Source organism: Candidatus Saccharibacteria bacterium, assembly GCA_016700015.1.
GTDB lineage: Bacteria > Patescibacteriota > Saccharimonadia > Saccharimonadales > Saccharimonadaceae > Saccharimonas.
The window spans coordinates 65,250-84,330 of sequence record CP064995.1 but is presented as its reverse complement, the minus strand read 5'-3'; the positions used below and the strand labels follow the sequence as shown (position 1 = coordinate 84,330).

20 protein-coding genes and 1 tRNA gene are annotated in these 19,081 nt (G+C 47.9%); 12 read left to right on the top strand and 9 right to left on the bottom strand.

All coding sequences use genetic code 11. The annotated features are described in order from the left end of the window. Positions 1-48 precede the first annotated feature (48 nt). Positions 49-1,116: an OpgC domain-containing protein gene (opgC, locus tag IPM09_00490; protein QQS22023.1), complete on the top strand. Its 1,068-nt coding sequence runs from the start codon at positions 49-51 to the stop codon at positions 1,114-1,116. Here opgC and IPM09_00485 read toward each other — a convergent pair. Beyond that, the gene (locus tag IPM09_00485; protein QQS22022.1) at positions 1,113-2,657 is read right to left on the bottom strand and encodes a glycosyltransferase family 39 protein; all 1,545 of its coding nucleotides are present in this window, start codon (positions 2,655-2,657) and stop codon (positions 1,113-1,115) included. The genes opgC and IPM09_00485 overlap by 4 nt on opposite strands. Further along, positions 2,647-4,134 carry a glycosyltransferase family 39 protein gene (locus IPM09_00480; GenBank protein ID QQS22021.1) on the bottom strand — a complete coding sequence of 496 codons (1,488 nt, stop codon included), beginning with the start codon at positions 4,132-4,134 and terminating at the stop codon, positions 2,647-2,649. Before IPM09_00480 ends, IPM09_00485 begins: the two co-directional genes overlap by 11 nt. Before the next feature lie 96 nt (positions 4,135-4,230). Here IPM09_00480 and IPM09_00475 point away from each other — a divergent pair. The 4 genes from IPM09_00475 (at position 4,231) to IPM09_00460 (ending at position 7,489) form a co-directional block, all read left to right on the top strand. Beyond that, positions 4,231-4,306 (top strand) — tRNA-Pro (locus IPM09_00475). A gap of 51 nt (positions 4,307-4,357) precedes the next feature. Beyond that, positions 4,358-4,945 carry a hypothetical protein gene (locus IPM09_00470; protein ID QQS22020.1) on the top strand — a complete coding sequence of 196 codons (588 nt, stop codon included), beginning with the start codon at positions 4,358-4,360 and terminating at the stop codon, positions 4,943-4,945. 53 nt (positions 4,946-4,998) lie between these two features. Further along, complete coding sequence (locus IPM09_00465; protein QQS22019.1) at positions 4,999-6,831, top strand: S8 family serine peptidase; 1,833 nt, start codon at positions 4,999-5,001, stop codon at positions 6,829-6,831. A 52-nt stretch (positions 6,832-6,883) separates the two neighbouring features. Then, complete coding sequence (locus IPM09_00460) at positions 6,884-7,489, top strand: class E sortase (GenBank protein ID QQS22018.1); 606 nt, start codon at positions 6,884-6,886, stop codon at positions 7,487-7,489. Here the strand turns inward: IPM09_00460 and IPM09_00455 are convergent. The 4 genes from IPM09_00455 to tsaE form a co-directional block, all read right to left on the bottom strand. Further along, a complete protein-coding gene (locus IPM09_00455; protein QQS22017.1) occupies positions 7,486-7,977 on the bottom strand; it encodes an NUDIX hydrolase in 492 nt (163 codons plus the stop codon). The two genes, IPM09_00460 and IPM09_00455, sit on opposite strands and share 4 nt — an antisense overlap. 1 nt (position 7,978) lies before the next feature. Then, positions 7,979-9,466, bottom strand: a complete 1,488-nt coding sequence (gene rny / locus IPM09_00450) for a ribonuclease Y (protein QQS22016.1) — start codon at positions 9,464-9,466, stop codon at positions 7,979-7,981. 165 nt (positions 9,467-9,631) lie between these two features. Then, on the bottom strand, positions 9,632-10,018 hold the full coding sequence (tsaB, locus tag IPM09_00445; protein ID QQS22015.1) for a tRNA (adenosine(37)-N6)-threonylcarbamoyltransferase complex dimerization subunit type 1 TsaB: 387 nt from the start codon (positions 10,016-10,018) through the stop codon (positions 9,632-9,634). Then, the gene (gene tsaE, locus IPM09_00440; GenBank protein QQS22014.1) at positions 10,015-10,470 is read right to left on the bottom strand and encodes a tRNA (adenosine(37)-N6)-threonylcarbamoyltransferase complex ATPase subunit type 1 TsaE; all 456 of its coding nucleotides are present in this window, start codon (positions 10,468-10,470) and stop codon (positions 10,015-10,017) included. The genes tsaB and tsaE overlap by 4 nt, the downstream gene beginning before the upstream one ends. 110 nt (positions 10,471-10,580) lie before the next feature. On the opposite strand from tsaE, the gene IPM09_00435 reads away from it, so the two are divergent. The 7 genes from IPM09_00435 to IPM09_00405 are packed head-to-tail and all read left to right on the top strand — an operon-like array spanning position 10,581 to position 16,747. Continuing rightward, the gene (locus IPM09_00435; protein ID QQS22013.1) at positions 10,581-12,362 is read left to right on the top strand and encodes a type II/IV secretion system protein; all 1,782 of its coding nucleotides are present in this window, start codon (positions 10,581-10,583) and stop codon (positions 12,360-12,362) included. Positions 12,363-12,368: 6 nt separating this feature from the next. Beyond that, the gene (locus IPM09_00430) at positions 12,369-13,598 is read left to right on the top strand and encodes a type II secretion system F family protein (protein ID QQS22012.1); all 1,230 of its coding nucleotides are present in this window, start codon (positions 12,369-12,371) and stop codon (positions 13,596-13,598) included. 60 nt (positions 13,599-13,658) lie between these two features. Continuing rightward, on the top strand, positions 13,659-14,717 hold the full coding sequence (gene pilM, locus IPM09_00425) for a pilus assembly protein PilM (GenBank protein ID QQS22011.1): 1,059 nt from the start codon (positions 13,659-13,661) through the stop codon (positions 14,715-14,717). After that, complete coding sequence (locus tag IPM09_00420; GenBank protein ID QQS22010.1) at positions 14,714-15,274, top strand: PilN domain-containing protein; 561 nt, start codon at positions 14,714-14,716, stop codon at positions 15,272-15,274. The genes pilM and IPM09_00420 overlap by 4 nt, the downstream gene beginning before the upstream one ends. Next, positions 15,271-15,885, top strand: a complete 615-nt coding sequence (locus tag IPM09_00415; GenBank protein QQS22009.1) for a hypothetical protein — start codon at positions 15,271-15,273, stop codon at positions 15,883-15,885. Before IPM09_00420 ends, IPM09_00415 begins: the two co-directional genes overlap by 4 nt. Continuing rightward, a complete protein-coding gene (locus IPM09_00410) occupies positions 15,885-16,169 on the top strand; it encodes a hypothetical protein (protein ID QQS22008.1) in 285 nt (94 codons plus the stop codon). Before IPM09_00415 ends, IPM09_00410 begins: the two co-directional genes overlap by 1 nt. Positions 16,170-16,195: 26 nt before the next feature. After that, the gene (locus tag IPM09_00405; GenBank protein ID QQS22007.1) at positions 16,196-16,747 is read left to right on the top strand and encodes a PRC-barrel domain-containing protein; all 552 of its coding nucleotides are present in this window, start codon (positions 16,196-16,198) and stop codon (positions 16,745-16,747) included. 8 nt (positions 16,748-16,755) lie between these two features. On the opposite strand, the gene IPM09_00400 is transcribed toward IPM09_00405, so the two are convergent. The 3 genes from IPM09_00400 to recA are packed head-to-tail and all read right to left on the bottom strand — an operon-like array spanning position 16,756 to position 19,032. After that, positions 16,756-17,397 carry a RecX family transcriptional regulator gene (locus IPM09_00400; GenBank protein ID QQS22006.1) on the bottom strand — a complete coding sequence of 214 codons (642 nt, stop codon included), beginning with the start codon at positions 17,395-17,397 and terminating at the stop codon, positions 16,756-16,758. 16 nt (positions 17,398-17,413) lie between these two features. Next, positions 17,414-17,995, bottom strand: a complete 582-nt coding sequence (locus tag IPM09_00395; protein ID QQS22005.1) for an alpha/beta hydrolase — start codon at positions 17,993-17,995, stop codon at positions 17,414-17,416. Then, positions 17,995-19,032 (bottom strand): recombinase RecA, encoded by a 1,038-nt coding sequence (recA, locus tag IPM09_00390; protein ID QQS22004.1) that lies wholly within the window; start codon positions 19,030-19,032, stop codon positions 17,995-17,997. Before recA ends, IPM09_00395 begins: the two co-directional genes overlap by 1 nt. Positions 19,033-19,081: the final 49 nt, after the last annotated feature.

The following is a 19,081-nucleotide window of genomic DNA, read 5'->3' as shown; positions in this document are numbered from 1 at the left end:
TATTATACTCTCCCGCTGCTACAAGTATCCTTTGCTATAATGGACACCATGCTTCAGAAGGCCCATTCCAGCGCCAGTCGCCTCCTAGCACTCGATTACTTGCGTGGATATTTTGTACTGGTTATTATTATTGATCATCTCGACCGGTTCCCGAGTTTTTGGGCGCTGATTACTGGCACCGGTCGTCTATGGGTGACCGCTGCCGAAGGCTTCGTCATGATATCTGGCCTACTCGTCGGCTATGTACGGGGATATAAGGGTCTGGCAACCCCATTCCCTGTCATCGCGAAAAAACTACTTGCACGCTCAGCAGTTCTCTATATATGGACAGTCATTATGACGCTTGTCTATGCCACTATCACCTGGTACTCTGGCATTGGTCCGCTGCCATGGTTTGACAGTCCAGTCGGTAACTGGCCGTATATGTGGCATCGACTTATTACACTCCAAATGCCCCACGTGTGGATCCACTTTTTAGCGCTCTATGCCATCTTCCTATTTGTTGCCATTGGCGCCGTATGGTTGCTACGCAATAACTACGTACGGCTCCTTGGTGTCATATCGGTACTACTCTACATTTGTGGCTTTGGGCTTGGTAGCGAGTGGATGCAGTGGCAAATTCTCTTCTTCATACCGGCTATCGCTGGTTTTTACCTCGATAAGATACGGCACTGGTGGGCCAACCTTACAGTGCAGAGGCGCCAGTTCGCCGAAATAGGCACCCTCGTCATTGGCGCGTTTTTTCTAGTCTGTTCCGTAATCTATATATTTTTTCCGACAATCGTCCCCCATTCATCAGAAGTCAACGGCATCTTCTCGGCCGAACCGTTTATGCCAGCTCGGTTACTGCTAACTGGTATTTGGTTTACTTCTCTGATCCTACTTTTTAACCGTATTACATCCTACTTGTCGCGCTATACGTTCGGCATTGTAGAGTATTTCGGTACGCACTCGCTCACTGCGTATATTGTCCATGGGCTTATCCTTTGCATAGCAACCATTTTGTTTGTGAAGTCGAATGATTGGCTGCTCAATACTGTGCTCGGGCTCGCAACCGTCTTGCTTACCTGTGGAGTCATCCGACTGCCGCTTATAAGAAAAATCATTCCCCGCTAAACACCAGAGCGTCGCATTTCTACCGCGCGTAGTTCTGATGATTTTGTGTTAGTCTGCAATATTCTCGTGATGCGCCAGCCATTGAAACTTGCCGACATCGTCGGAATAGAGTCTTTACGGACGACAAGCCACAATTTATCGTAATCCTTGGTGAATAATTCAGTGTTCACAATCTTACGTTTGGCATCATCACGAAGCATTGCATATGCACCAATTTTCGTGCTGTCTTCAGAGCGGAAGAATGTTGGATTCTTTGCCGTTTCATAGTATGCCACCTCAAAGAACAGCCAGGAGGACTCTGCAACGACCGGCTCTACGCCCATTGTCTCGCGATCTACCAGCTCCATAATCGTTCGGACAGTGTGCGGACTATTGTTATCTTTGTTATAGTTGCCAATCGCATAGACATGCTCAATACCCATAACACTCATCACCATTGTTGCGGCTAGCATACCCGCAACTAGTTTTTGTTGTCGGCCACTTTTGCGTAGCAATATAGCATAGGTTATACCAACCCATACCGACCAGAATAAGATTGCTGCGAGAATGTAGCGATCAACAAATGCGGGCCTAAGAGGAGGGAGAGAGCCTAACATCAGAATGACTGGTGGCAAAAATGCCATAGAGATAATCAGTCGATAGCCTCGCTGCTCCTCACTGGCGAGTTGACGGTAGGCGACAGGAGCAAGCGCGCCAGTCAGCGCAATGAGCGCCAGTAGCACAACAGCCAGCCAACTAAAGACCTGGTGGTGATCGTAGTACAGGTAAAGATTCGTCAAATAGTTCGACAGCGTATCCACCGATACCGGACCAATCCAAAATCCTCCACCCTGTATGTTGATAACCTGCCACAGTAGCAGTGGTAACCAAAGTGCAACCACCCCTAGTGTGACGAGCAGCGCCCGGCGCCACTCGGGCGAAAAGAACGCTTTTAGTTGACCGCGTAAGCTCACCTGCCGTACCTCATACCAACGCCACAACCAATGTGATGCCCACATGATAAGCGTCATATAATGAGTGACAGTCCCCACCCCGACCAGTATCCCGTAGAGCAACCATTTGCGTCGAGTAGGACGACGAGTGGCTTCGTAAAGAACAGATGTTGCGGCAACAACGATTGCCAACGTCATCGTATACATGCGCGCCTCTTCGCTATAGCGAATAAGCATGGGTGCGATAGAAATGAGCAGCAAGCTAACCACTGCAGCCAGGCGCCCAAATACACGCCGAACAAACACAAAAACGACTGTCATTGCAACCAACAGTAACACGAGGCTAAGCGACCGAAGTGCTAGTGGTGAATGACCCCACACCATCGTCCAAAGCTTTAGTAACCAGTAGTAAAGTGGCGGATGAACATCATTTGCCGTGTAGCGAGCGATATCGATGAAGCTATGGCGAACAATCATCGCACTAAATGCTTCATCGAACCATACTGACCAGCGCGTCATGTTACCAATGCTGAGCACCGATGTCACCGCGAGTCCAGAACCTAGTAGAGCAATATCAAGCTTTGTCAATGAGCGCCGATTATTTTTCATAGCGAGTGACCGTCAGTGTGCCAAGAGTACTAATGTTTGTGCGTCGATACGAAGTGTCTGGCACCAGTTGCGGCTGTCCATAGTACACATACCACATGTTTTGCCCTACTAAAGGCAAGTTTTTCGAAGCCAGCCGCCTATCACTATAAGAAAAGGGTGCGTAACCACCGCCAAGTTCGGCGGTATCGCTATAGAACAACATACGACATGATGCCGGTAAATAGTATGACAGCTCGGTTGCTACATAGGGATCAGCAGCAACCACGGTATCGGTAGACCGACATGACGGTATCGAAACAGTGACTTCGTCTACCTTCGGGTGCTCCATGCGCTGAAAATTGAAGTTGCCGACATTCATAAGCTGAAGTGTGCCAAGTGCCATAATCAGAAAGAAAGACACGCTCATGGCAGCGACACGTCGCGATTGATCATATGACCACACAATTGCAACCGAACACGCTACCAACATGACAAGACCTACGGCAACATGCGACAAATAGCGTTCAACATACATCGGTCGAAACAGCGATACAACACCCAGCACAAGCACGGGAACACCGATATAAAGCAAAAGAAGCGTTAGATACTTCGTACTACGCTGCATTTTGTAAGCACGAGCAACAAACCAACACCCTACCACCAGTACGTATAGCATTAGCGGTGTTTCAAGCACCGAGATCTGCCATAATGGCTTATAAAGTGCGTTAAACGATACGATACCGATAAGCTGTTCGAAATTCATCGGTTGGCCAATGCTCGCAAGAGCACCGTTATTGACCTGCTTAAGGAATGTTGGCAGCCAAGGAAGAAAGAGCACGATTCCTATTGCGTAGGACCACAACCAAGACTGTCGCCAAAATGTTTGACGTTGCTTGCGGTCAATATATAGCAGCCATACGAGATGGGCAATCCAGAGTAGGGCGAGGTAGTAGAGTGTATAAACTCCCACTGCAACTAGAACGCCATATAGTACCCAGAGCCACCACTTCCTTGGCGACTCGTGAGCTGCAACTAGACATAGCGTTGCGAGTACCCCTATTAGCGACGCAAGTGCGTACATTCTTATTTCGAATCCATAGCGCATCAACAGGGGCGCCATGAGCAGAAAGATGCTTGTTATCACTGCTGCGCGCGTACCAAACAGTCGTTTCGCCAAGAGCCCAGCGACAAAGATTGAGCCTCCGTAAGCGAGAACACTCAGACTGCGCAGTGCAAATTCGTTCCATCCCACCATAGCACCCCATACATGAAGGAGTAAGTAGTAAGCAGGGGGATGAGTATCAACGGCAGTGAGTGAGATGATTTCCGATGGCGAGTGGCGGGCCACGAGTATTGAATATGCTTCGTCGAACCAAACACTTTGCTTCATTCCAATAAACAAGCTCGCTACCATCGCAACCGCCGCAACGCAACCGATCATGTAAGGAAGGTTCTTTGTATTCACATGGCGCATAGTTCGTTTGAGAAATCGCTTCATGTCATTATTGTACTAAATTTTACTACCAACGAAGGTCGCATATAGACATTTTGTCCAACTAAGGTATAATACTGGGGTAGATTGATACCAATATATCGGGGTGTGGCGCAGTTGATAGCGCGCTCGGTTTGGGACCGAGAGGTCGAAGGTTTAAGTCCTTTCACCCCGACCAATTAATTTATCCACCTTTATGGTGGTTATTTTAATTTGCTATGATAGAAGTATGAAAACCGCTTCAAGACGCCTTTGGGTCGTGAACTCACTTGGAACTCTCGGCTATTTATCTTTGCTCTCGCAATGGGGCTGGGCGCTCGTCGTTCTAGGCTACCCATTTATTAGTGGTGATCATTCAATATTATTTCCTACCGATGCACCCCGTGCCGTACCACAAACACAGACGATTGGTTTTGGTGCCTTCTCTCCGATTGTGTTTGTCATTGCTACCGCGATTAGCCTTATCATCCTGGGTTTTACCGCCATATACGTGATACGTCTTCCACGGCAAATCGGCAGGGGCGGCGCAAGAATCACTCGCGCCACAGCGCAAGTAGTTGCACTCTCCCTGGCCCATAGTAAGAAAACTCCTCGTAGACAACTCGTCCGACTCACGTATAAATCGATGACAATTATTAAGCTCATTGTGGCAGTAGCGGGATGTATTGTGCTAGTTGCAGCCCCATCAATACCCCAACTTGACCCAGCTGCTATTTGGGCAGTCGCATGGTTTTGCCTCATTTGGACTATCGTCTGGTTTGGGACGCAACTGCTGGCGGTAAAACTGCTGCGTGTTGATCTTGATAGTGTCTGGTAGACATCTCTTGCCTCTCAGCTTGCGACATACTATACTAGTAGCTGACATCTGTCATGAAAACCAACACTTCGCTCATAGTAATAACGTCGTTCTGTATCGCACTTATGGCGGGACTTGTTATTTATACTACTTTGGTACATACCAGTAAGTCAGAGTCACCGGTTATTCCAACATCTCCCATCAGTGTTTCGCAACGCATCGGTGGTGTTGTAGGTACAACCAGTGGACAGGCCACACCAGACTTACCCGCTTCGCCTTCTTCTCATACTACAGAGCCTGCTACATCCACACGATACAGCTCACCTGACACCACTTACGCTGAAGCGCCAAAGCAAGCTGCCATTGTATCTGATATTACTACTGAATACCCCTATAGAGCACTTACAACCCCAAACGATCCTTTTTATACTAGCACTCTCTACCCACCATGGGCCTTGACCCATATGGGTTCCCCGGGTGTTTGGTCAAACACAACTGGAGAGCCCGTTGTAGTAGCGGTTATTGATACCGGGTTTGCGTTGCAGCATGAGGACCTGGCTTCACAGTGGTACATTAACCCTGGCGAATCGGGCATGACACAAATTAGTGATCACTGCTGGACTGGCGTGAGTGTCAGCAAATCATCGAACAGCTGTGATGATGACAATAATGGCTATAGTGATGATTGGAGAGGCTGGAACTTCTATGGTCGGTACCAGACCACCGGCAATCCATGTGCCCCAGATGGTGTGGGTAGCTATGCTACAAATAATAATCCCCAAGCCGGACAGTCTGGTGATGACATCTACTATCAAGAACAGCAGACCTGTTCTGGGAGTAACCTTGGAGATCCATTCGTCGCTGTTTCTCATGGGACTTCTACTGCAGGACTCGTTGGGGCTACCACCAACAACGGCAAGGGAATTGCTAGTCTCAACTGGAACACTAAAATTATGCCACTGCAAGTACTTGGCGATGACGGCAGCGGCTGGACAAGTACCATCGTGGCAGCAATTTACTATGCGGTCGATAATGGTGCAAAGATTATTAGTATGAGTCTTGGCGGAGATACGAAAGATAGCGCAATGGAAGCGGCCATTAATTATGCCTATAGCCACGGAGTTGTCATTGTCGCCGCAGCCGGTAATTGCGGCACTGGTAGTGAAAACGGCTGCAACCCTTCGAAGCCCGGTGCAATGAGCTATCCTGCCCTTTATAGTCACGTTATCGCAGTAGGCGCATCAGATGCCAATGATGTACGAGCAACATTCAGTAGTTATGGCCCCGGACTTGATGTTGTTGCTCCAGGTTCTGGGGCTATTGTTTCACCCCTCATTAGTCGAGGAGCAACGCCAAATGATCCCGCAACCTTCAACTACACGAGCGCTTACTCCGGTAGCCTTTATGGTACTTCATTCTCGACACCACTTGTGGCTAGTCTGGCATCACTAATTCTGTCGTTTCGCCCTTCTGCAACAGCTGACGAAATTACCGCACTTATCGATGGAAGCGCCGTAAAAGTAGCTGGAATGAATAGTGCTACATATACCAATGAGTATGGCCACGGTCTAGTCAATGGCAATACCGGTATGACGATTGCCGCGTCACTTAACAGTACGGCCGGTATCTCACCAACACTGCTGCAAACCGGAGACTACCGTTCTGAACATAGCTTCTCGACTGGTGCCGCAATGAGTAGTGGCTGCACTGTGACTGCTAGCAGCTACTGTACGATACGCTTTACAAACAGCCAGGGTTTCGAACGCTTCCTCCCCTATTCGCTTAGCGACAGCGGCGGAATGACAGGATGGCAGTGGTCGGGTTCTCTGCTGCAGAATGGTGAGTGGTCGGTACGTGCTATGCAGGGCTCTCGACTATCACCTTCATATATATTGTTTTCGAAATAAAGTTGCCAGCTATCTTGTAATCGGATATACTATGGGTAACCATAGGGGTAATATGCTTAAAATAAAGAGAGAACGTAACTTAATCGTGGTTCGACGCATAGCAACACTTCTGGCTGTTGTATTACTATGCGGAGGTGGCTACTTACTATCGCTAGTTGGCGCACCCGCAATCGCGCCACTTGTATTCACGAAGCCTATCGACGTCAATACACTGCCGTCACCAAAAAAGACAGAAAACAGGATTATTATCCCAAAAATTGGCGTGAATGTTGTCTATGGAAAAGGCATATCAGCACTTGAACATGGCGCTCAGTGGCGATACCCTGAACGTGGGGATCCTGAATCGGGTGGAAATTTTATCATTGCCGCTCACCGTTTCACCCTCGCCCCAACGCCTGGAGAAACAGTTACGAAGTCGCCATTTTTTTCAATTGATAAACTAGTGGTTGGTGACAAAATCGTTGTCGACTACAACGGTACGCGCTTTGGTTACGAAATCGATCAGTTGTTTACAGTTACTCCAGAGCACACCGAGATAGAAGCACGCACATCAGACGCCAAGTTGACACTTTATAGCTGCGAGCTTAGCGGTCCCGAAGCGGGGAGAGTAGTTGTGGTTGCAAAACCACTTGGCCAGGTTGCCCTTAATAGAACCTAGATGTCGCTCTGCGCTCCAGCTCCAAACTGCTGCTCTATATATCCCGAACCTCCCGAAGCCCAGAAGCGAGCGGACTGCGAGTAGTAGCGGTCATTATGTTGTATTTGTTGCCGTGATACAACCGCTATTTCTTCGATTTCATCTTCCGCTGGTCGCAGATGACCGAATTGGGCCGCATCGATAGTCGCCTCAAACACAAATTGATACGTCTGAGCTATGTCACTGACACGATCGACAACAAATTTATATTCAAGCTGGCCAGGATCAAGAACGATACCCACTTCTTCATCGACTTCCCGTGCTGCAGCCACACGCGGTGTTTCACCCGCATCCACGACACCTCCTGGAAATGACCAGTATTTTTTATAGTGCGCCTTAACAACAACCACCTTATTGTCGCTCGTTACCAAGGCGACAGCCCCACTGGACATACGTTTTTCAACTCCACTCATCCAGTTGAGTGTTTCTTCTTTACTAAACTCCTGCATGCTATTTCGCAAATTCGATCGCACGAGTTTCGCGAATCACATTCACTTTGATCGTCCCAGGATACTGCATAGTACTTTCGATCTTGTTGGCGATGTCGCGGGCGATTTTAATAGCGCTCAGGTCATCAATTGATTCAGGGCGCACCATGACACGCACTTCGCGACCAGCACTAATCGCATAGGCCTTATCGATACCCTTAAAGCCAAGTGCAATATTTTCGAGATCACGCATACGCTCAGCAAAGTTTTCGGCGCTAATGTTGCGTGCACCCGGCCGAGCGGCACTGACGGCGTCGACAACTCGGATCACCATAGCTTCAGGCGTGGTTGCATCGATATCATCGTGATGTGCTTCGATTGCATGACATATCTCGGGAGCAAGACCGGCCTTTTGGGCAAGTTCTGCACCAATATGATGATGCTTGCCTTCAACCTTGTGTGTAACTGCTTTGCCCATGTCGTGTAGTAGCGCGGCTACCTTTGTTACGCGGACATTAGCACCAATCTCTTCAGCAATCAGCCCCGCCATGTGTGCCATCTCGACACTATGCATCAAGACATTTTGACCATAGCTTGTACGAAATTTAAGCTCACCAACAAGGCGTAGCAGTTCTTTTGGAATACCAGTAACGCCAACTTCGCGTGCCGCATCCTCACCGGCCATTACGACTTCTTTTTCAATTTGCTTCTCAGCTTTCGCAACTACCTCTTCGATTCGACCCGGATGAATTCTGCCGTCTTTCATCAGCATTTCCAGTGCAATTCGCGCAACCTGACGACGAATGGGATCAAAACTCGAAAGTACAATCATTCCCGGTGTGTCGTCAACCAATATGTCTACACCAGTTGCGCGCTGTAAGGTCTGAATATTGCGACCCTCTTTGCCGATAATACGCCCCTTCATTTCTTCATCGGCTAGCTTGATGGCGGTGACGGTTCTCTCAGCTGTCACCTCACTTGCCATGCGTTCCATCGCACTGACAATCACCAGCTGAGCCTTTTCTTCAGCGTCGTCGACAGCATCTTTTTGCAGCTTGGCAACAAGTCCGAGCAGATCTTCTTTAATGTCGCGTTCAGTCATTTGCATGAGTTTCTCGGCCGCTTCTTTTTTCTTCAGCCCCGCAATCTTTTCAAGCTTCTCTTGTTGCTTGGTGCGAATGTCACGGACATCATTCTTGAGAACCTCGACTTCATCTTCAGCACTTCTAAGCTTTTCGCTCCGCCGGTCAAGCTCGTCAAGCTTCTTGTCGAGCGCGGTTTCGCGATCTGCAAGCCGGGCTTCAACCTTCTGCATTTCTTTCCGGCGTTCTTGCTCAATACGCAAAGCATCGTCCTTTGCTTTTAAGACGATGTCGCTAGCTTTTCGTTCAGCTCGGGCAATTTCTTTCTCAGCAGTATGCTTACTACTCGTAACTCGTTGTTTATCGTAGACAACTTTTCCCCCTACGCCAGCAAGAAGGCCCACTGCAGCGGCAATATACTCTATCATATCTGTCCTTTCTTCTGACTCATGCGTACAGCTACCGACTGGGAAATGTGATCAAAGTGGTAATGATGCAGGCTGAATCGGAAATTTCAATAGTTTAAGATGATTGGGAAACTGACAACTGTCAGATGTATCTATTGTAGCGCTCTTACGGTGTGTGTCGCAAGCTTATTTTCGCGGTTTTGTAATATGCGCATCACCGCCATAGTCGGGCAGAACAATCTGATCATTATCACCGCTGGCCAAACGCTCTCTACAGCGAGCTTGCCAATTATCACCGGTTTCTCCCACAATTGGCACGCCCAGTGTAGTAGCAAGAGTGTTCATGACCGTCAAACCAATTCGTAAACCCGTGTAACTCCCTGGCCCGCGAAAAACGGCAATATAATCAATGTCACCGAGCTTTTTACCTTGATCCTTCAATGCATCCTCCAGCAAACTGAAGATGTCTCGCGCCAACGTTCGATCGGCCTGCCATACATAGTCATGATGATTTTGTCCGTCAACAAGTGTACAGTGCACTGCGGCGGCAGCACTATTCCATAACACAATCATTTAACTACCTCCATGAGACGTCGTGCCTTGGCGCCGCCTGCTGTCAGCGTGACACGTCGTGACAATTCGGTCATGGATTCAATCCGGATCGTAAGCGTGTCTTTAGGCAGGACCCCTGCGACAATGCCGGCCCACTCAAGCACTGTGACAATATGCGGATCACTAACTGATTCGTGCAGCTCCATCGTCATAATTCCCGCATCGACAAGACGATAGAAGTCATAATGAGCAAGTACGAGATCATTCCCGGCGGTATACGTACGACTGATTGTAAACGTCGGGCTTTGTACGTCGTCTTTTACACCCAGTCCTTGCGCTATTCCTTTTGTGAGAGTCGTTTTGCCAGCGCCGATATCACCAATCAGTTCGATTACTTCGCCACCCCTTAAGACTGCACCAAGTTTGTTGCCGAAGGTCATCATTGCTTCGACTGATGATATCACGAATTCCATACGGTATCAGTATAACATAATCCAAGACGGTTGGTGTCAAGCGTTAGAAGTCGGGAAAATCTAAGGGCTGGTGCGGTAACCAATAATCAGATACAATAGGCACAAGCAGTATGCGCATTTCAGATGATACATTAGTGAAGCTGCTCAAAAACGGTGGCATCGCAACCAATGAGCAATTAGATGCTCTCAAGCAAGAGAGCACTCGTTTGAATAAAGCTTTGCAAGACGAGGTCATCGAGAAGCAAATCATCGATGAACCCGCCCTAAAAAAGCTATTCGCAAATTATGCCGATATCCCCTACGTCGAAATTGACCCCCGTGACATTCCTCAAGATGTTCTTAACCGCATTCCTGAGCGCATCGCCAGGCAATACAACGCCATTATTTTTCAGATCGATGATGATGGACTTATTCATCTGGCCATGGACGACCCAGATGATGTACAAGCAGTAAGCTTCATCCAGAAGGAAATCGGTGAAAATACTCGCATCTACATCGCATCTCAAGAGAATATTTTGCAGTGTCTTGAGAATTACCGTGGTGATGTCAACGAAGAACTTAACGAAGTTATCGATATTCAACGCGAAGATGACGGTACAGCTCAACAGGTTACTGAAGCTGAAGTCGCAGAGGATTCGCCTATCGCACAGACAGTCAACCTACTGCTCGAATATGCTATACGCTCTCAGGCATCCGACATTCATATCGAGCCACGCGAAAGCTTTGTACAGATCCGCTACCGTATTGACGGTGTATTAAACGAAGTCAACCAGCTACCGCGCAATGTGCTGGGTGCGCTCGTCAGCCGCATTAAAATCTTGTCCAATCTAAAAATTGACGAACGCCGCGTACCACAGGATGGTCGCTTCAAAATTAAAGTCGCGGGCAAACAGTACGCGCTTCGCGTCAGTACACTCCCTATCGCGGATGGTGAAAAAGTTGTGCTGCGTATTCTCGATGAATCCAACCAAGCAGTAACGCTAAGCGACCTCGGTTATTGGGGACACTCGCTGGCAATAGTTTCGGAAGCTATCTCCGAACCAAATGGTATGGTACTCGTTACTGGACCGACCGGAAGTGGTAAATCGACTTCACTCTTTAGTATCTTAACGATGCTCAATCGTCCCAATGTGAATATATCGACCATCGAGGACCCAGTTGAATATAAAATTCCCGGTGTGAACCAGACACAGACCAACCCCAAAGCTGGTATGACTTTTGCAAACGGTCTACGTGCCCTCTTACGCCAAGACCCAAATATTATCATGGTGGGAGAGATCCGCGATGGCGAAACGGCTAATCTTGGTGTACAGGCAGCGCTCACTGGTCACTTGGTTTTTAGCACCCTTCACACCAACAATGCCGCAACATGCTTGCCGCGCCTCCTCGATATGGGCGTCGAACCTTTCCTAATTGCCAGTACCGTAAAAGCAGTCGTTGGTCAGCGCTTAGTGCGCCGACTATGCATGGTATGTCGCCAGCAGCACACGCCTACGCAAACAGAAATCGATGAACTAGTCAAGCTATTCAATCTCCGCCAAGGTGAAACGTTCGCTCATATTCATGAGCTTGAACAGCAAGCTGTTGATCAAAAAGTGGGTGGCGACACCCCCATGGGTACCAGTGAACAAACAGTAGTTGCCCTCTGGAAGGCCAACCCTGAAGGGTGTGATGAATGTAGCCACACGGGCTATAAGGGGCGCATCGGAATTTATGAGGTATTAGGCGTCAGCATACCGGTACAACAAATGATCGTAGCCAATGCCACAAGCAATCAGCTGCAAGACCAAGCAATTTCTGAAGGTATGATCACAATGCAAACTGATGGGCTTGTGAAGTCACTACGTGGCAATACAACACTTGAAGAAGTCCTGAGAGTGACAAGGGAATAGCCCACCATGCCCAACTACCTATATACGGCGACAAATTCACAGGGCAAAGTAGCCACAGGAGCTTTCGATGCACAGGATCGCACAAGTGCGCTTGCTATGCTTGCAAAACAGGACCTAAAACCAATCAGTCTTAAAGAGGGTTCGACGCATAAATCGTCATTCAGTTTTTTTGATTTTCTTGGCGCAAATCGAGTCAAAAATGATGATCTCGTTATGTTTACCAGACAGCTCAGCGCAATGGTGAGTGCCGGGGTACCGATCCTCCGTGCCCTTACCTCACTTCATGATCACACCGATAGCAAAGCACTGAAAACTGTTGTCGAGGGTATCGTTAAAAATGTCGAAGGGGGTTCAACTCTTGCCGATGCGTTAGCAAAATATCCGAACACCTTTAATGACGTCTATGTCAATATGGTGCGCGCTGGTGAGGCGGCAGGTATTCTTGATGACATTTTAAAACGCCTAGCCATTCAGCAAGAAAAAAACGCCACGATGCGTAAAAAAATCAAAAGTGCTATGACATACCCGGCTGTACTGATTGTCATCACTATTGGTGCCTTCTTTGGACTGATGCTTTTTGTTATTCCGAAAATTGGTGGCATATTAAAAGACCTGGGCGGTCCCGACGCGCAGCTGCCGCCGCTCACCCAGTTTATGCTTGGCATTAGTGATTTTCTCATCAAATATGGACTTTTTCTCTTACCGGTTTTTGTCGTCCTAATCATCCTTTTCATTCGTTACTTAAAATCACCCAATGGGCGCGCGATATTCCATAGGTTCGTTTTAAAAGTCCCGGTTATCAAAAGTCTTATTAAGAAAGTTGCCGTCGCGCGATTCGCCCGCACTTTTTCTGCACTCATGGGAGCGGGAGTGGCGGTACTCGAGGCACTCAATGTCACCGCTCATGCGGTAGGAAATGTTGTTTACGAAAAAGCACTTATTGATGCGGCCGATCAGGTCAAAAATGGCAAACAGCTCTCTGCGGTGATGGCGCAAGGCGACCTCTTCCCGCCCATTGTTTCGCAAATGTTAGCCGTAGGAGAAGAAACGGGTCAAACTGATACTGTATTAGTAAAAGTTGCTGATTTTTATGAAGAAGAGGTTGACGTTGCAATTGATGGTCTTAGCTCCATTATTGAACCGGTCATGATTGTCGTTATGGGGTCAATGGTTGGACTGATTGCTGCGAGTGTTATGGGGCCGATTGCCGGCTTGGCACAAAGCATCAAAAGCTAGAGTATTTCTATCCTGCTCATGCTATACTATACAGGAGAGAAATTCTATTAGTGGGCACCAATGTCAAAACTTTTCTACAAAGACAAACCAGTCATCGGACTTGACATCAGCCAAACTGGCATTAAAGTCATGTCTATCGACCCAAAAAAGTGGTTGGTTCTTGGTTATGGGTCACTCGATCTCGACCCTGCAAAAGTTCAGGTATCAATGGATAACCAAGAAGACGCCTACCTCAAGGAGAGTATTGCTACTCTACTCAAAGAAAATATTGTTGGGTCACTTGACTCCGACCATGTAGTTGTAGGACTACCGACCGGACGCACTTTCTCTCGTACGTTTACCCTGCCAGCCTCCCAAGAAAGGCAGCTAGCAGGAGCAGTAGAGGTCGAAGTGGATCAATACATCCCCATCCCCCTTGGTTCACTCTATCTTGATTACGAGATTATCGAACGCACGAAAGATACCCTCACTGTTGTTATGGCGGCAGTACCAGCGACGTTAGTTGATGCCTGTCTCAGCGCCGTCCGTGCCGTTGGATTGACTCCTGTCATGGCTGAGCCGAGTATCAATGCCGTTGCGCGCGTAATTGAGGCAACCGAAGAAGGCCATTTATCAACGTTGATCGTCGATATTGGTCCCGCAAACACCGATATCGCCGTCCTTGATAAAGGCGCAATCCGTGTATCGGGCGGGGTTGGTATAGGTGGCAACACCTTTACTCTGGATATCGCCAAGAAACTCGACGTCGCACTCGAAAATGCCCACCAGCTAAAGGTGCTAAATGGTCTTAGCGCAGGACCAAAGCAGGCGAATATCACCGCCGCACTTCGCCCAAGCCTACAGCGCATTACGACCGAAGTGCGTAAGGTGATTCGGTATTACAATGAACGACTAAACGACGATCGCAAAATTGAACAAGTGCTCGTAGTTGGCGGAGGAGCCAATGTACCAGGTATAGGCGAGTACTTCACCAATGAGCTGGTCATGCCTGCGCGCGTTGGTAGTCCATGGCAAAAATTAGATTTTGGCGCACTCCAAGAACCAAACAAACAGTTCCGTCCGCGCTACATCGCTGTCGCTGGGCTCGCAAACATACCCAGGGAGAAAATCTGGAAATGATCAATCTACTTCCTCCAAATGACCGTAGGCAATTGGCCGCAGCTCGCACTAACACTATTCTACGGCGATACATTTTTCTACTAATCGTCTTTATCGTTATCATTGTGCTTGAAATGACAGCATTCCATGCTGCAATCAGCGCCGAAAATGATCGTAACAATCAGATCATCGCCGAAAACGCCGCAAAGACATCTGACTATGCGCCAATAAAAGTGAGCGCTTCTCAGTTCCAGTCTGACCTCGCAACGGCAAAATATATCCTCGATAAACAAGTGCCTTACACTTCAATTTTTATGAAGATCGCCACGACACTTCCCGCCGATGTCGTCCTTGACTCGCTCACAATCAACCCAGACACATTTGGTACCGCATCAACGCTTAACGCCCACACCACGTCGTTTGTCGGTGCAACGAAAGGCAAACAAAAACTACAAGAATCAGGGGCATTTTCCGATGTGAGTATTCAGTCAACTACGCAAGTCGAAAACGGCAACGGAGGCTATAACTTTTCCGTCATTTATAATGTTATCTTTTCTAAGGACCTACTAAAGTCATGAAGCCGGCGAGCCTTACCCCCACAAAACTACGGCTAATCCTCGCCATCCTACTGGTTATGCTGACAGGAGCTGGAGTTGGAGTGTTTACAATTGGCTACGGCATATTAACAGATTTTTCACAGTCATCACGCTCACTTGCGTCACAGGCACAGGCAAGTAACTCAAGCTTACAAGACCTAATAACGACAAAGAAAGAACTCGAGGAGAACGCCGACGTCGTTGATCGTGCTTCGCGCATTGTAGCGCAAAGTCGAAGCTATGAGTATCAAGATATTGCCAATACCATCTTGCCATCGTATGCCGCCCAGGCCGGCCTGACCATTACAAGTATCAGTTTTACAAACTCACAACAAACATCGGCGACTACACCGTCTGGAACAGCCACCACAGCCGCTGTTATGACAGCTCCATCAGGAGTTAAATCAATGACGATCACCGTCGCCCTAAAGAACCCCGTGGAATACACTCGTATGCTTAATTTCCTGCACTATATTGAACAAAGTCTCTTCATCATGCATATTAAACAGGTAGGGTTATCGAAAACTGCCGATGCAAAAGATGGCGCTCTCGTTTCAAGCGACATTCTAACAATAGAGGTCTATATCCGCTAATGAAATCATCTATTTCTATCAGTCAAATTGGCGCTCTGCTCACACATTTTCTACATCGCTTCCATGTACTAGTGTTTGTGCTCACTGTCGTCGGTGGTTTATCGGTCGCCACCTTTATGCTTAATCAAACGCTTAGCTCAAACACCGATATCCCCAACTCCCAATCAACTGCAGTCTTTGACCAGAAAACAATGGAACGTGTTAAAAAACTCAGCAAAACGACGAGTGAAGCTAAGCCGCTTGAGGTACCGGCAGGAAGGACAAACCCGTTTACCGGCTCATGATACTTATTGGCTCAACACTGCTTCATATGCCCGTTATGGGACTACAAACCGGTAGTGAACTAGCAAAGCTCGGCCGCCCTATTATCGATCCTGGCAACTTATCAATCGTCGCCTATGAACTAGATGGTGCTATGTTAGAAAGCCATCCAACATTAGTACGCATCGCTGACGTGCGCGAGCTCAGTGATGTTGGTATGATAGTCGACTCGAGTGACGAATTTGTTGCGCCCGGGGATGTCATTAAATTACATGAGATTTACAAACTTAAGTTTAATCTTGTCGGAATGACTATAGCGGATGAAAAACGACAGCGACTCGGTAAGGTAACCGACTTCACACTTGAGACAAATGGATTTTTTGTACAACAGTTGACCGTTAAGCGGCCATTTCTAAAAAGCTTTACTGATACTGAACTACTTATTCATCGCAGCCAAATTATCGAAATCAACAATGATGCAATTGTTGTTCATTCCGAAGCGAAAGCGCCCGAGCCTGAGCGCAACCAAGCCGCAGCAAGCTATGTTAATCCATTCCGCAAATCTGAACCAGCGGCGGATTCTATACAACCGCAAGAATAGTATCGTTATTACTCGGCCAATGCTTCTTTCGCTTGATCATATGAAAAACCCTGGCGCGCTAAGTATTGAAGCATTTTTTGATCATCAGGGTATTTTGATCGTTTCTTCGCAATGATTTTTGCTAGCTCACTTTTATCATCGCGATCTGATTGCCGCATCACCTGATCGATTATTTCACCACTCACTCCTTTTGCCCTCAGCTCAGCGGTTAGTTTGCGCAGGGAAGTACCTTTTGTAAGATTCCTGTTTTCAACCCACCAGCGTGCAAATTGCTCGTCGTCAACGTATTTCTTTTGTTGTAATGTTGTCAATACACGCTCGGTGAGAGCGGGGAGGTAGCCATTTTTTTCATGAAGCTGGCCTTGCCTGTCTTTATACTTTTTTGCAAGCGTTTTTTTATACAAATAGTCGCGAACCTCGCGTACTGAATGTGGCCGCATCAGACAATATTCCAGAGCACGAGTATAGAGCTTGCCAAACTGACTCTCAGTTTCGAGTTCGGCCAATTCCTGCTCCCCCAGTTCCCTGCCAACCCTCACTCCTAGATCAGTGACCTGTAAGATATCCAAACTCAAACGATACATGCCGTCGATACTAATATTCACCCGATCGGGGTTACGAACTTGCGCTGAGATGCTGGTAATTTTCATAGTAGTTTCAAATACGCTATAACACTCTACTATCTTTTAGCGCCTTCATAAGAGATGGGATAGATTGGATATTAGCATATTTACCAATATGGCCAGCTCCGTGAAGAGTAATGAATTCCCCACCAAGCCGCTTACATAACTGCCCCGCCTCGCCATAGTCGCAATACGGATCATCATCCCCGTGAACAAAATAAAATGATGTAGAGCGCGCCTTGATGGTGTCAACGCTAAGCTCGTCAACAAACAGATGATCGAATTGGCCTTTTACATACCAGCTAGCTGCGTCCAAGAGCCTCTCATTTAAGAATGTACCGACGAGCACCGTAGCCCTCACGTGAGGGAACCAGTCCTGCTGCAAGAGATGGAGTGCAGTCGTTGCCCCAGATGAGTGGCTAATGACAATATTGTCAGCGAAATCCCACCCCGAATCTTTTAAGAACCTATCATACGTAGCCAAGTTCGGCGTATGGCACTCGGGAAGCTGCGGAAAATAAACTTCGTAGCCATTAGCTTCAAGCTGTTCCTTCAGCCATACTTGCCAGGCAAGCTGAGTTGGGCTGCCGTCGGTGCCGTGTAAAATAACAGCGCGTTTTTTCACTATTCCACTTCGGCAGCTACTTTTGCTCGGACCTTTTGCTCGATTTCAGCCAACACCTTAGGGTTCTCCTTGAGGTACTTCTTGGTGGCTTCACGGCCCTGGCCGATCTTTGCATCATTATAGTCAAACCATGCACCGCTCTTACCGACAATACCGTGCTGTACACCGAGGTCGAGTACATCGCCTGTCTTGCTGATACCTTCGTTATACATGATGTCGAATTCAGCAGTTCTGAATGGCGGCGCGATCTTGTTTTTGACAATTTTTACCTTGGTACGGTTGCCGATGATTTCTTCGCCCTCTTTGATCTGACCGATACGGCGAATGTCAGCGCGTACACTAGCATAGAATTTCAATGCATTACCACCAGTGGTGGTTTCAGGGTTACCAAACATGACGCCGATTTTCATGCGAATTTGGTTGATGAAGACCACAGTAGCGTGACTTTTGTTGATGATACCCGTGAGCTTGCGGAGTGCCTGACTCATCAGTCGTGCCTGGAGACCCATATGGCTATCGCCCATGTCACCATCTATTTCAGCTTGTGGGACGAGTGCCGCAACACTGTCAATAACAATCAGGTCGACGGCGTTGCTGCGTACCAGCGTTTCGACAATTTCAAGCGCCTGTTCGCCGTTATCGGGCTGGCTAACCAAAAGATTCTCTGTATCGACACCGAGCCGCTTAGCGTAGGCCGGATCAAGCGCATGCTCGGCATCAATAAACGCTGCGGTGCCGCCTTGTTTTTGAATTTCGGCGATAGCATGGAGCGTCAGCGTGGTTTTACCCGAGCTCTCTGGACCATAAATTTCGATAATGCGTCCTTTCGGGTACCCGCCGCCCAATGCTATATCAAGACTCAAACTGCCGCTGGACAATAGCTCAACATCAACTTTCTTCGACTCACCGAGCTTCATAATTGAACCATCACCAAACTGCTTGGTAATCTGGTCCATCGCGAGACCAAGTGCCTTTAGTTTACCTTCGTCGGCAGTCGGTTTCTCGGCCAGTGTTTTGCTTTCAGACTTCTTTGCCATACATTCCTCACTTTATTACTGTATTTAGTATATCGCAGCAGAGCGTTGT

What these genes read in the sequence shown, in the direction of transcription:
- opgC (QQS22023.1), top strand. Translation starts at nt 49, where the DNA reads ATGCTTCAGAAGGCCCATTCCAGCGCCAGTCGCCTCCTAGCACTCGAT.
- IPM09_00485 (QQS22022.1), bottom strand. Translation starts at nt 2,657, where the DNA reads ATGAAAAATAATCGGCGCTCATTGACAAAGCTTGATATTGCTCTACTA.
- IPM09_00480 (QQS22021.1), bottom strand. Translation starts at nt 4,134, where the DNA reads ATGAAGCGATTTCTCAAACGAACTATGCGCCATGTGAATACAAAGAAC.
- IPM09_00470 (QQS22020.1), top strand. Translation starts at nt 4,358, where the DNA reads ATGAAAACCGCTTCAAGACGCCTTTGGGTCGTGAACTCACTTGGAACT.
- IPM09_00465 (QQS22019.1), top strand. Translation starts at nt 4,999, where the DNA reads ATGAAAACCAACACTTCGCTCATAGTAATAACGTCGTTCTGTATCGCA.
- IPM09_00460 (QQS22018.1), top strand. Translation starts at nt 6,884, where the DNA reads ATGCTTAAAATAAAGAGAGAACGTAACTTAATCGTGGTTCGACGCATA.
- IPM09_00455 (QQS22017.1), bottom strand. Translation starts at nt 7,977, where the DNA reads ATGCAGGAGTTTAGTAAAGAAGAAACACTCAACTGGATGAGTGGAGTT.
- rny (QQS22016.1), bottom strand. Translation starts at nt 9,466, where the DNA reads ATGATAGAGTATATTGCCGCTGCAGTGGGCCTTCTTGCTGGCGTAGGG.
- tsaB (QQS22015.1), bottom strand. Translation starts at nt 10,018, where the DNA reads ATGATTGTGTTATGGAATAGTGCTGCCGCCGCAGTGCACTGTACACTT.
- tsaE (QQS22014.1), bottom strand. Translation starts at nt 10,470, where the DNA reads ATGGAATTCGTGATATCATCAGTCGAAGCAATGATGACCTTCGGCAAC.
- IPM09_00435 (QQS22013.1), top strand. Translation starts at nt 10,581, where the DNA reads ATGCGCATTTCAGATGATACATTAGTGAAGCTGCTCAAAAACGGTGGC.
- IPM09_00430 (QQS22012.1), top strand. Translation starts at nt 12,369, where the DNA reads ATGCCCAACTACCTATATACGGCGACAAATTCACAGGGCAAAGTAGCC.
- pilM (QQS22011.1), top strand. Translation starts at nt 13,659, where the DNA reads ATGTCAAAACTTTTCTACAAAGACAAACCAGTCATCGGACTTGACATC.
- IPM09_00420 (QQS22010.1), top strand. Translation starts at nt 14,714, where the DNA reads ATGATCAATCTACTTCCTCCAAATGACCGTAGGCAATTGGCCGCAGCT.
- IPM09_00415 (QQS22009.1), top strand. Translation starts at nt 15,271, where the DNA reads ATGAAGCCGGCGAGCCTTACCCCCACAAAACTACGGCTAATCCTCGCC.
- IPM09_00410 (QQS22008.1), top strand. Translation starts at nt 15,885, where the DNA reads ATGAAATCATCTATTTCTATCAGTCAAATTGGCGCTCTGCTCACACAT.
- IPM09_00405 (QQS22007.1), top strand. Translation starts at nt 16,196, where the DNA reads ATGCCCGTTATGGGACTACAAACCGGTAGTGAACTAGCAAAGCTCGGC.
- IPM09_00400 (QQS22006.1), bottom strand. Translation starts at nt 17,397, where the DNA reads ATGAAAATTACCAGCATCTCAGCGCAAGTTCGTAACCCCGATCGGGTG.
- recA (QQS22004.1), bottom strand. Translation starts at nt 19,032, where the DNA reads ATGGCAAAGAAGTCTGAAAGCAAAACACTGGCCGAGAAACCGACTGCC.